This window comes from Streptomyces silaceus (assembly GCF_001419745.1).
GTDB lineage: Bacteria > Actinomycetota > Actinomycetes > Streptomycetales > Streptomycetaceae > Streptomyces > Streptomyces silaceus.
The window spans coordinates 1-10,826 of sequence record NZ_LIRJ01000231.1 but is presented as its reverse complement, the minus strand read 5'-3'; the positions used below and the strand labels follow the sequence as shown (position 1 = coordinate 10,826).

Sequence of the window (10,826 nt, the reverse complement as noted above, 5' to 3'; positions counted from 1 at the left end):
CCCGAGCCCTGGCGCGCGGTGAGCCAGCCCTCGGCGACCAGTTCGGCGTAGGCGTCGGCGACCGTGTTGCGGGCCACACCCAGGTCGGCGGCGAGCGAGCGGTAGGGCGGCAGCCGGGTGCCCGGCGCGAGCCGCCCCTCGCGTACGGCGTCCCGGAGCGCGCGGATGAGCACGGCGCGGCGGCTGCCGGGACCGGAGAGGTCCAGATGCAGGTCACTGCCGATGCGCTCCGCCGAATTGACCCATGATTCCGGCATGAAAATGCACCCTACCCGAGGTCTTTCCGGCGCCTAGATTCATGGTCATGACGAACAACACGAACGCCACGCAGACCGCCACCGCCGCCACGACCGCTTCCGAGGCCCACGCCCACACCCCCCTCGGCCGGATCAACTTCGCCAAGGCCGCCCCCAAGGCCTTCAAGGCCCTCATCGGCTTCGACGCCGCCGCCCGCGACGGCCTCGACCCGGCCCTGGTCGAGCTGATCCAGATCCGCGCCTCGCTCCTCAACGGCTGCGCCTACTGCCTCCACATGCACACCTCCGACGCCCGCAAGGCCGGCGAGGACGAGGCCCGCCTGCACATGATCGGCGTGTGGCGCGAGGCCCGGAACTTCTTCACGGCCAAGGAGCAGGCGGCCCTCGCCCTGACCGAGGCGGTCACCCTCGTCTCCCGGGGAGGGGTCCCCGACGACGTCTACGCCGAGGCGGCCCGCCACTTCGACGAGTCGGAACTGGCCCGCGTCCTCGCCCTGATCTTCACCATCAACACCTGGAACCGCATCGCCCTGAGCACCGCCAAGGTCGCGGGCGAGGACGAGAGGGTGGCCCACTGATGACCGCCACCCTGGAGACGGCGGCCGGCCCACGCCCGGCCGCCGTCCCGGCCCCGGGCGCCCCGCGCCGCACGGCGACGGCGAGCGCCGCGACCCTCGCGCTCCTCGCCTTCGCCCAGCTGATCATCTCCGTCGACTACAACATCGTGTACGTGGCCCTGCCGCAGATCGGCAGCGGCCTCGGCTTCTCCGCGCAGCACCTCCAGTGGGTGATCAGCGCCTACGCCGTCGCCTTCGGCGGCTTCCTGCTCCTCGGCGGCCGCGCCTGCGACCTCTTCGGCCCGCGCCGCGTGTTCGTGCTCGGCCTCGGCCTGTACGGGGTGTCGTCCCTGGCCGGCGGCCTCGCCACCGGTCCTGGCCTGCTGATCGCGGCCCGCGCCGTGCAGGGCGTCGGCGGCGCCTTCCTCTTCCCCGCCACGCTCACCCTCGTCGGCACGCTCTTCGCCGAGGGCCGCGAGCGCAACCGCGCCTACTCGGTGTGGGGCGCGGCGGGCGGTAGCGGTCTGATCGTGGGCGCGCTCCTCGGCGGCGTCCTGACCGAACTCCTCGGCTGGCGCTCGGTCCTGTACGTCAACGTGCCCCTGGCCGTGATCGCGATCGCCGCCGCCTTCCGCCTCATCGCCCCGGACACCGCGCGGCGGGACGGCCGCCGCATCGACCTGCCCGGCGCGCTGACCTCGACGCTCGGCGTCACGGGCCTGGTCGTCGCCCTGGTCCAGGGCCCGGAGTCGGGCTGGCTCTCGGTGACCGTGCTGCTCCCCGCCGCGGCGGGCGCCGCCCTGCTGGCCGCCTTCCTGCTCACCGAGGCCCGCACCCGCGACCCCCTGATGCCGCTGAGGCTGCTGCGCGGCCGGGGCCTGCGCACCGGCATGGCCGTGACGTTCCTCTTCATGGCGACGATCGGCAGCCTCGCGTACTTCCTGACCGTCTACTTCCAGAACGTGCTCGGCTACGGCGCCCTGCGCACCGGCCTCGCCTACCTCGTCCCGATGGCGGCCATCACCGCGGGCTCGCTCCTCGCGGGCCGGATCACCACCCGGCTCGGCACCCGCACCGCGATGACCGGGGCCCTCACGCTCGGCGCGGCGGGCACGGCCCTGGTCGCCCTCGCCATGGCCGCGGACGGCTCCTACGCCGCGCTGGTCCCCGGCTTCCTGATCCTGGGCCTCGGCCAGGGCGCGGGCTACACCCTGATGTTCGGCGCCGCGTCCGCCGGGATCGCGGGCCACGAGCAGGGCATCGCCTCCGGCATGGCGTCCACGGCCCAGCAGGTCGGCGGCGCGGTGGGCCTCGCGGTCCTGGTCGGCGTCGCGGGCCTGGGCGGGCACTCCTCGGCGGCGGCCACGGTGGACGGCACCCGCACCGCGCTGTTCGTCGCGACGGCGGGCATCGCGCTGACCGCCCTGGTCGCCCTCGGCTTCCCCGGCAAGGCGCGCGGGACGGCCTCATGACGGGCGACGGCACCCACGGCGACGGCCGGGTCCCGCGGACATTCCGCGGCACCCGGCCGTCGCCGTGGGCAGAAGGACCGGCTCAGCCCTTCAGCCGCGCCATCCACGCCTCGACGTCCTCGGACGTACGCGGCAGCGCGGCGGACAGGTTCTCGTTGCCGTCCTCCGTGACGAGGATGTCGTCCTCGATCCGGACGCCGATGCCGCGGTACTCCTCCGGCACGGTCAGGTCGTCCGCCTGGAAGTAGAGGCCGGGCTCCACGGTCAGGCACATGCCGGGCTCCAGCGTGCCGTTCACGTAGGTGTCGGTGCGCGCGGCGGCGCAGTCGTGCACGTCCATGCCGAGCATGTGACCGGTGCCGTGCAGCGTCCAGCGGCGCTGGAGACCCAGTTCGAGGACCTTGTCCACGTCGAGGTCGCCGAGCAGGCCCCACTCGACGAGCCGCGTGGCGAGCACGCGCTGCGCGGCGTCGTGGAAGTCGCGGAACTGCCCGCCCGGCTTCACCGCGGCGATGCCGGCCTCCTGGGCCTCGTACACCGCGTCGTAGATCTTCTTCTGCAGCGGGCTGAAGCGGCCGTTGATCGGCAGCGTGCGCGTGATGTCCGCGGTGTAGTACGTGTGCGTCTCCACACCGGCGTCGAGCAGGAGCAGCTCGCCGGAGCGGACGGCGCCGTCGTTGCGCACCCAGTGCAGCGTGGTGGCGTGCGGTCCCGCGGCGCAGATCGAGCCGTAGCCGATGTCGTTGCCCTCGACGCGGGCGCGCAGGAAGAACGTGCCCTCGATGTAGCGCTCGCTGGTGGCCTCGGCCTTGTCGAGGACCTTCACGACGTCCTCGAAGCCGCGCGCGGTGGAGTCGACGGCCTTCTGCAGCTCGCCGATCTCGAAGGCGTCCTTGACCAGGCGGGCCTCGGAGAGGAAGACGCGCAGCTCCTCGTCGCGCTCGGCGGTGACCTTGTCGGTCAGGGCCGCCTCGATGCCGGCGTCGTAGCCGCGCACGACGCGCACGGGGCCGGTGGCCTCGCGCAGGGCGCCGGCCAGCTCGCGCACGTCGGAGGCGGGGATGCCGTACAGCTTCTCGGCCTCGGTGAGGGAGTTGCGGCGGCCGACCCAGAGCTCGCCCTGGCCGTCCAGCCAGAACTCGCCGTTCTCCCGGTTGGAGCGCGGCAGCAGGTAGATCGTCGCGTCGTGGCCGCCGTCCTTCGGCTCCATGACCAGGACGCCGTCCTCGGTCTGGTTGCCGGTGAGGTACGCGTACTCGACGGAGGAGCGGAAGGCGTACTCGGTGTCGTTCGAGCGGGTCTTGAGGTTGCCCGCGGGGATCACGAGACGCTCGCCCGGGAAGCGCGCGGAGAGCGCGGCACGGCGGGCCGCGGTGTGCTCGGCCTGGGCGATCGGCTGCAGGTCGTGCAGTTCGGTGTCGGCCCAACCGGACTTCATGTTCTCGGCGAGCTCGTCGGAAACGCCCGGGTACAGCCCGTTCTTGCGCTGCTTGATCGGCTCTTCTTCCGTCTCTTCCGGGGTCTCCGGGTTGAGAGCGTCCGACACGATCTGCCTCCTATGTACGACACTGGGCCGTCCTCCATCGTACGGGCGTGCGGATGGGGTCCCAGGGCCGGAAGGCCACTTACAGCGCGTGCCCGGAGCCTCACGCGAAGGCAGCCCTCGGGCACCCGTGAAGGCGCACACGAAGGCACCTGTGAAGGCACCCGCGAAGGCGCCCGCGCCTCACTCGAAGCGGGCCGCCAGGATCACCACGTCCTCCTCGCTGTCCACCGCGTCGAGCCCGTCGGGAAGGACGGCGTGCAGCACGTGGTCGGCGATCGCGCCGGGGTCGTCGCGGATGCCCTTGGGCACGCTCGCCGCCGCCGCGTGCAGCCGCGCGAAGGCCCGGTCCATCGGGTCGCCCGTGCGGTGCAGCAGCCCGTCGGTGTACAGAAGCACCGTTTCTCCCGGCTCCGGGGAGATCTCCACGCTCGGCGCCTCCCAGCAGGCGAGCATCCCGAGGGGCGCCGACAGGGACGTCTCCACGAACTCCGTCCGCCGCTCGCCGATGATCAACGGCGGGCTGTGCCCGGCCCCGGCCAGCACGACCTTGCGCAGGGCGGGCTCGCAGTACGCGAACAGGGCGGTCGCCGACCGCGCGGGCTCGGTCAGCCGCAGCAGCAGCTCCAGGTCGGAGAGGACGGCGACGGGGTCCTCTCCCTCCATCACCGCGTACGCCCGCAGGGAGGCCCGCAGCCGGCCCATCGCCGCGACCGCGCTCGGCCCGGAACCGGTCACCGAGCCGACCGCGAGGCCGAGCGCCGCGTCCGGCAGCGGCAGCGCGTCGTGCCAGTCGCCGCCGCCGCGCGGACCGGTGCGGTGCCGGGCGGCGAGCTGCACCCCGGCGACCCGGGGCAGCCGTGAGGGCATGAGCTCCTCGCGGAGGGTGGCGTCGGCGGTGCGGGTGCGGTCCAGTTCGAGCAGGCGTGCGAGGTGCTCGGTGGCGTAGCGCGCGTAGAGCCCGACCAGGTGGCGCTGGCGTTCGGCCGGCTCCGCGGGCTCGTCGTAGAGCCAGACCGCCGCGCCGATCCGGCCCGCCGCCTCGGTGGCCAGCGGCAGCGCGTAGCTCGCCGCGTAGCCGAGGCGTGCGGCGACCTCGCGGTGGCGGGGGTCGAGGGCGTCGTCGGCGAGCAGGTCGGGCTGGACGATCTCGCTCTCGGGCCCGGGGGGCGCGGCCGTCGCGGCGTCCAGGATCCTGCCGTACGAGGTGGCGCCGCGCGGCACCGTCTCGATGTGCCCGAGGTCGGCGCGGGCCAGGCCCAGGCCGACGGTGGTGTCGGGGCCGAGGCCGTCGGCGGGCTCGACGACGACGAGTCCGCGCCGGGCGCCCACCAGGGCCGCGCCGGCGCGCAGGAGCTCGCGCAGGGCCTCGTCGAGCGTGGCCGTGCGGGCGAGCCGCTCGGTGAGCTCGTGCAGCGTGGTCAGGTCGGAGACCCAGCCCGCCAGGCGGTCCTGGATCACGACGCCGGGCGCACTCGGTACGGGAGTGTCCTCCGCTACGGGTGCGGCGGGAGTGGTGTGCGCGGTGGGCGCGACAGTGTGTGCCGGTGGCGGAACAGTGGAGTCGATTCCGGCCACTTTCGGAAGGTGCGGGGCGTTCATGGCTGACGGCTTTCCGGCCGGTGCGTAATGCTCGATAGCATCGCAAACCCCCATGTTGTTCTGCGCCGCTAGCAATGTCTCCAGATGTACACGCACTGGTGAGGGGATGTCCAGCATTGTCCTGCTGGGATTCCTGGTGTCCGAGGTAATGCGGGGAACCGCGAGAGATCTTGGGAAGTTGGCTGAAAACAGCGCCGGGTTAGGGCATATTAGGGTCGACTGAGGTTGTTCGGTAGAGCGTTGCGACGGTCGCGCTGGGTACCTACTCAGTGATGGCCAGGGGCAGTTGGGATCCGTCCGGAACCTGGCGAAGGACCCGGGCGTCCTAACTCACGACGACCGTGCCCCATCCTCCCGTGGGGGAGGCGGCAAGAAATACCGCGGGACGGCAAACGCCAGGCGCCGCCACCCCACGCCACGTCAACGCTCGGTTCAGAGTGGTTCCCCATGCCGCAGGCTGGGGTCAGATGTGCCAGCTCGTACGTACAGCGAAGTGATCCACACATGGTGTGATGTGGCCCGCAGTCTCCCCGGCGCAAGCCGGCGTGCAACGGAAAGGAACGAGCGCTCATGCGCGAGATCCTCGGAAGGCGACGCAGGCTCCTGTCCTGGCGAATGGGAAGGAAGCCCGGCCGGAGCGCCGGACAGCTCGGCGCGGCACTGACCTTCGCGACCGCGTGGCGGTGGCCCGTGCTGCCGGGCGTCGGCCTCGACCGGCGCGACGGCACGCGGTGCGCCTGCCCCGACCCCGACTGCGCGGTGCCCGGCGCGCATCCCCTCGACCCCGGACTCCTCGCGGCGACCACCGACGAGCGGATGGTCCGCTGGTGGTGGACCAACCGGCCGGGCGCCCCCATCGTGCTCGCCACCGGAGGCCGCGCGCCGTGCGCCGTGAGCCTCCCGGCGGAAGCGGGCGCGCGCGCCCTCGCCGCGCTCGACGGGACGGGCATCCGGCTCGGCCCGGTGGTCGCCACGCCGAGCCGTCTCCATCTCCTCGTCGCCCCCTACTCGATGGCCCAGTTGGGCGAGCTGCTCTACGCCAAGGACTGGGTGCCCGGCTCGCTCCGCTTCCACGGGGAGGGCGGCTACATCGCGCTGCCCCCCTCCGTGACGGGCCAGGGCCAGGTCGGCTGGGAGCGCGCGCCGCTGCCCGGCTCCGCCGCGCCCTGGGTGCCGGACGTCGAGGCGGTGGTGGACGCCGTCGTGGACGCCCTCACTCGTACGGGTGTGAGCGCGCCCGAGTTGTAGGGGAAATGGGCGCGCGGCGGACGGGCCGCGCGCCGACTGTCGTTATCTTCGGGCCATGCAACCCCGCCTGATCGTGCTCCTGGGCGTCGTGGCCGTCACGGTTCTCCTGCCGCTCGCCGGCGCGTTCGCGGGGCCCGTGGGCGACGGTGACGCGAAGTCGCCCCTCTCCTCCCCCTCCGCCGACTCCTCGAACGCCTCTTCGGGGCCGGCGGACGCCCCCGCGAAGCCGGGCGACGCCCCCGCGCCGGCGGACCGGCGGCCGGACCGCTCGCTCCTCGCGGACGGCGCCCTCGGCGGACTGACCACCGCCGCGCGCTGTGGCCCCGAACTCTCCTCGCCCGACGGCATCGAGGCCCAGACCTGCGTCCTCACCCAAGGCCGCGACACCTGGGCGCGCACCTACTACCGCAACGCCACCGGCGAGGAGCTGACCGCCGTCCTGAGCGTGCTGGGACCGGGGGCGCGCACCGTACAGATGCACTGCGCCGTGGGCGCGGAGGACGAGCCGGGGGCGTGCGAGACCCCGCGCGAGCGGTCGGTGGGCGCGGCGGCGGCGTACTCGGCGGTGGCGGAGTTCGCGGCGGGGGAGTCCGGCGGGCTGCTGCTGCGGTCGGGGAGCAACTCCGGTACCGCGCAGGGAAGTTGAGATCGACCCCGGCGGCACGGCGGGGAGCGGGACCGGGCCCGGACATGGAAGGGCCCGGTTGCTGGCGACGGGGGATGCACCAGCAACCGGGCTACCTGAACGGTAACAAGAGATCGGCTCCTGGCAAATTCGATCTCAGTTATCCGGACAGGGATTTACCTGTGGCTACGGGGAGTTGTGACAGGAGTCACGCATTCCCGGCCGCCGCGCGGCACCACGGACGGGGCCGTCGTGCCGCGCGGCCACACCGGTCAGCTGAGGGTGACCTGGCGGTTGGTGAGACCGCCGCGCGCCCGGCGCTCCTCCGCGGTCAGCGGGGTGTCCGAGGCGAGCGCCGCGGCGAGCCGCTCGGCGAACTCCGCCGCGGGCTTCTCCACGTCCGCCGCGCCGACGCCGCTCGGCAGGTCCCACACCGGCACGGTCAGGCCGTGCGCGCGGAAGGAGCCCACCAGGCGCGTGCCCTCGCCGAGCGAGGACGTGCCGGCCGCGTGCAGCCGGGCCAGCGCGTCGAGCAGCCGCTCCTCGGGGTGGGGCATGACCCAGCGCAGGTGGTTCTTCTCCGGGGTCTCGCACCAGTACGCGGCGTCCACGCCGGCGAGTTTCACGGTCGGGATGGCGGCGGCGTTCGCCCGCTCCAGGGAGGCCGCGACCTCCGGCGAGGAGTTCTCCGAGTCCGGCACCCAGAACTCGAAGCCCTCGTGCACGACCGGCTCGAAGGGGCCGGCCGGGTCGAGCAGGTCCTGCAGCCGGGGGCCGTCGGTCGGGGCGCGGCGGCCCTGCACCGGCGTGCCCGGCTCGGCCTCCAGGGCGCGCTGCAGGGTGTCGGCGAGGTCGCGGCTGATGTCGCCGGAGGAGGTGTCGTTCTGCAGGCCGAGCAGGACCGAGCCGTCGTCGCGGCGCAGCGCGGGCCAGGCCATCGGCAGCACCGTGGCCAGGGACACCGAGGGCACGCCGTCGGGCAGCCCGTCCTTGAGCGTCAGTTCGACGGTGGCGGCGGGGACCAGCTCGCGCAGCGCGACCCAGTCGCACTCGCCGGGCAGGCCGTCGAAGGGGCGCTGCACCAGCTCGGTCACCGCGTGCGCGGCGGCCCGGCCGTGACAGGCCTTGTAGCGGCGGCCCGAACCGCAGGGGCAGGGTTCGCGGGCGCCGACGACAGGGATCTCGCCGTCCCTGAGCTGCGGCTGCTTACCCTTGGTCTGGGGGCGCTTCTTGGCCATCTTGGCTGTCTCCCGGCTACGGCTCTCGTGCACTCTTGCGTACGGGCGCGAGCCTAGCCGCTCGGGGATTCAGTCCACGTCGTCGAAGGGGTCCGAGAAGGCGAGGTCCGATATCGCGGCGGCCGACGGGGCGGCGACGCGCGTAGCGAAATCCTCGTGGCGGTGCCCCGCCTGGACGACGACCCACACGGTGACCTCGCCGTGGACGTCGTCGCGGACGCCCCAGGTGTCGGCGAGCGCCGTGATGATGTTGAGCCCCCGGCCGCCGTGCGCCGTGACCGACGGTGTCGCGGGGACCGGGCGGGTCGGGCCGCCGCCGTCCGTCACCTCGACCGTCAGCCGGCCCGTCTTGTCGACGTGCCACGCCGCGCGCACATCACCGTCGCCGACCATCCCGCGGCCCAGTGGCCTGCCGTGCCGGCAGGCGTTGCTGAGCAGTTCCGACAGGATCAGTACGGCGTCGTCGACGACCGCATCGGACACCCCGCTCCTGCGCAGCTGATCGCGCATCCGGTGTCTTGCTTCCCCCACGCCCGCAGGGCCATGGGGTACGGCCATGCTCGACGACGTGGGCACCTCCCGTGCCACCACCAACGCCACCCCCGAGACCTCCTTCGCCCCACGCCACGGTGTGGATGCCCCAATGGACTGGACCGGAAACCGGCCAATCCCCGTCCGGTGACGCACTCGTAACGATCGAATACGGACCGAACGCGCCGGGGCACACCCTGTAACCGGAGTTAACGGAGTCCCAGACGGTCCAGTTGGGTCAGAACCTGCTTGGGGCGGTTGGTGATGATCGCGTCGACGCCCAGTTCGGCGCAGAGCTCGACGTCCTCCGGCTCGTTCACCGTCCAGACGTGGACCTGATGGCCCGCGCGCTTCAGTTTCGCCACGTAGGCGGGGTGGCTGCGCACGATCCGCATCGCGGGGCCGGCGATGCGGACGCCCTCGGGCAGGCGTCCGTCGCGGTGGCGCGGCGAGACGAACTGCATCAGATAGACGGTCGGCAGCGTCGGCGACGCGGCCCGCACGCGGTGCAGGGAGCGCGCCGAGAAACTCATGATCCGTACCGGTGAGGGGCCCTCGGCGGGCGGCGCGTCCAGACCGAACCGCTTGAGCAGCAGGAGCAGGCGCTCCTCCACCTGGCCGGCCCAGCGGGTGGGGTGCTTGGTCTCGATGGCCAGCCGTACCCGGCGGCCCGACGCGTTGTTCTCGGCCACCAGCTCGAGGAGGCGCTCCAGGGTCAGGACGGAGGTGTCCTCGCCCGCCGCGCCCTCCCAGTCCGGGCTCTCGCCCTCCTCGGCCTCGTCGTGGTCCTTCTTCCAGGAGCCGAAGTCCAGGGCGGCCAGGTCGGCCAGTTCGAGCGCGGAGACGGCGCCGCGGCCGTTCGACGTACGGTTGACGCGGCGGTCGTGGACGCAGACGAGATGGCCGTCCGCGGTGAGCCGCACATCGCACTCAAGGGCGTCGGCGCCGTCCTCGACGGCCTTCTTGTACGCCGCCAGTGTGTGCTCGGGGGCGTCCTCGGAGGCTCCGCGGTGGGCGACGACCTGGATCTGGTGCTGTCGTGCGAGGGTCACCGCGTCATCGTGCCATCACGGGGTACCCGACGGCTCGCCGGACGGGGGTCCGTCGGGGCGCCGCACACACAGGATCGGCTTATGGTGCCCTGACAGCCCATGGGAAAAGCTGACTGCAGACAGATGCACAGTTGGCACAGCCAGGCCGTGACCGAGAACACCAGCGACGAAAGCCGTCGGCCGTGGGTACACGCCACGACAGCCACGACAGCATGGACCGAGGAGAAGTAGCTGTGAGCACCGAGAACGAGGGCAACGAGGTACCCAAGGCCCCGTCCGTGCCCCCCGCGCCGGTGGACGCTCCCGCTGTTCCTGCCGACTCCGCATCCGCTGCCGCGACGCCGGCCGCCGGCCCCTCCGTTCCTCCTGCCGCCGCCCCGCCCGCCGCTCCCCCGGCAGGGCCCGAAGGCGGCGTTCCGGTGGGCGCGGAGGGTTCCGCTCCCTTGGGTGCGGAAGGTTCTGCTCCCTTGGGCGCCGAGGGCTCCACTCCCACCGCACCCGGAGGGCCCGGCCCCTCCGCTCCGGCGCACGCCCCCGGTGCCCCGCAGGCCGCCCCCGGTGCCCCGCAGGCCGCCTCCGGTGCGGGTGGCTGGCCGCCCCCGGCGCCGCCCGCCGTGCCCTCGTACGCCACGGGCGGCGGCTCCGGTTCCGGCTGGGGCGCCTCGTACCACCCGCAGGAGCCGAAGCCCGGCGGCCGGCGC

At 73.3% G+C, this 10,826-nt stretch carries 10 protein-coding genes and 1 pseudogene; 5 read left to right on the top strand and 6 right to left on the bottom strand.

What is annotated here, in order from left to right; all coding sequences use genetic code 11:
• On the bottom strand, window positions 1-257 hold a 257-nt coding region (locus tag AOK22_RS21905), incomplete at its 3' end, for a GntR family transcriptional regulator (protein WP_157872271.1).
• Window positions 258-298: 41 nt separating this feature from the next.
• On the opposite strand from AOK22_RS21905, the gene AOK22_RS21900 reads away from it, so the two are divergent.
• Both AOK22_RS21900 and AOK22_RS21895 read left to right on the top strand, forming a co-directional pair.
• A complete protein-coding gene (locus AOK22_RS21900) occupies window positions 299-835 on the top strand; it encodes a carboxymuconolactone decarboxylase family protein (RefSeq protein WP_055700406.1) in 537 nt (178 codons plus the stop codon).
• Window positions 835-2,286 (top strand): MFS transporter, encoded by a 1,452-nt coding sequence (locus AOK22_RS21895; protein WP_079036739.1) that lies wholly within the window; start codon window positions 835-837, stop codon window positions 2,284-2,286. The genes AOK22_RS21900 and AOK22_RS21895 overlap by 1 nt, the downstream gene beginning before the upstream one ends.
• 82 nt (window positions 2,287-2,368) lie before the next feature.
• On the opposite strand, the gene AOK22_RS21890 is transcribed toward AOK22_RS21895, so the two are convergent.
• Both AOK22_RS21890 and AOK22_RS21885 read right to left on the bottom strand, forming a co-directional pair.
• Window positions 2,369-3,832 carry an aminopeptidase P family protein gene (locus AOK22_RS21890; protein WP_055700405.1) on the bottom strand — a complete coding sequence of 488 codons (1,464 nt, stop codon included), beginning with the start codon at window positions 3,830-3,832 and terminating at the stop codon, window positions 2,369-2,371.
• Between the two features lie 180 nt (window positions 3,833-4,012).
• Window positions 4,013-5,548 carry a PP2C family protein-serine/threonine phosphatase gene (locus AOK22_RS21885; RefSeq protein WP_079036738.1) on the bottom strand — a complete coding sequence of 512 codons (1,536 nt, stop codon included), beginning with the start codon at window positions 5,546-5,548 and terminating at the stop codon, window positions 4,013-4,015.
• Window positions 5,549-6,001: 453 nt separating this feature from the next.
• On the opposite strand from AOK22_RS21885, the gene AOK22_RS21880 reads away from it, so the two are divergent.
• A complete protein-coding gene (locus AOK22_RS21880; protein WP_055700404.1) occupies window positions 6,002-6,679 on the top strand; it encodes a bifunctional DNA primase/polymerase in 678 nt (225 codons plus the stop codon).
• Window positions 6,680-6,734: 55 nt separating this feature from the next.
• Window positions 6,735-7,325, top strand: a complete 591-nt coding sequence (locus AOK22_RS21875; RefSeq protein WP_055700403.1) for a hypothetical protein — start codon at window positions 6,735-6,737, stop codon at window positions 7,323-7,325.
• A gap of 251 nt (window positions 7,326-7,576) precedes the next feature.
• Here AOK22_RS21875 and AOK22_RS21870 read toward each other — a convergent pair whose 3' ends face one another.
• From AOK22_RS21870 to AOK22_RS21860, 3 genes are all read right to left on the bottom strand, one after another.
• Window positions 7,577-8,542: a DUF5926 family protein gene (locus tag AOK22_RS21870; RefSeq protein WP_055700402.1), complete on the bottom strand. Its 966-nt coding sequence runs from the start codon at window positions 8,540-8,542 to the stop codon at window positions 7,577-7,579.
• A 69-nt stretch (window positions 8,543-8,611) separates the two neighbouring features.
• Window positions 8,612-9,229, bottom strand: a complete 618-nt coding sequence (locus AOK22_RS21865; protein ID WP_079036737.1) for an ATP-binding protein — start codon at window positions 9,227-9,229, stop codon at window positions 8,612-8,614.
• A 53-nt stretch (window positions 9,230-9,282) separates the two neighbouring features.
• A complete protein-coding gene (locus tag AOK22_RS21860) occupies window positions 9,283-10,125 on the bottom strand; it encodes a glycerophosphodiester phosphodiesterase (RefSeq protein ID WP_055700400.1) in 843 nt (280 codons plus the stop codon).
• Window positions 10,126-10,592: 467 nt separating this feature from the next.
• On the opposite strand from AOK22_RS21860, the pseudogene AOK22_RS42230 reads away from it, so the two are divergent.
• Window positions 10,593-10,826 (top strand): annotated as a pseudogene (locus AOK22_RS42230) (protease); the annotation flags it as partial.

What these genes read in the sequence shown, in the direction of transcription:
- AOK22_RS21880 (WP_055700404.1), top strand. Translation starts at nt 6,002, where the DNA reads ATGCGCGAGATCCTCGGAAGGCGACGCAGGCTCCTGTCCTGGCGAATG.
- AOK22_RS21875 (WP_055700403.1), top strand. Translation starts at nt 6,735, where the DNA reads ATGCAACCCCGCCTGATCGTGCTCCTGGGCGTCGTGGCCGTCACGGTT.
- AOK22_RS21895 (WP_079036739.1), top strand. Translation starts at nt 835, where the DNA reads ATGACCGCCACCCTGGAGACGGCGGCCGGCCCACGCCCGGCCGCCGTC.
- AOK22_RS21900 (WP_055700406.1), top strand. Translation starts at nt 299, where the DNA reads ATGGTCATGACGAACAACACGAACGCCACGCAGACCGCCACCGCCGCC.
- AOK22_RS21870 (WP_055700402.1), bottom strand. Translation starts at nt 8,542, where the DNA reads ATGGCCAAGAAGCGCCCCCAGACCAAGGGTAAGCAGCCGCAGCTCAGG.
- AOK22_RS21885 (WP_079036738.1), bottom strand. Translation starts at nt 5,548, where the DNA reads ATGCTGGACATCCCCTCACCAGTGCGTGTACATCTGGAGACATTGCTA.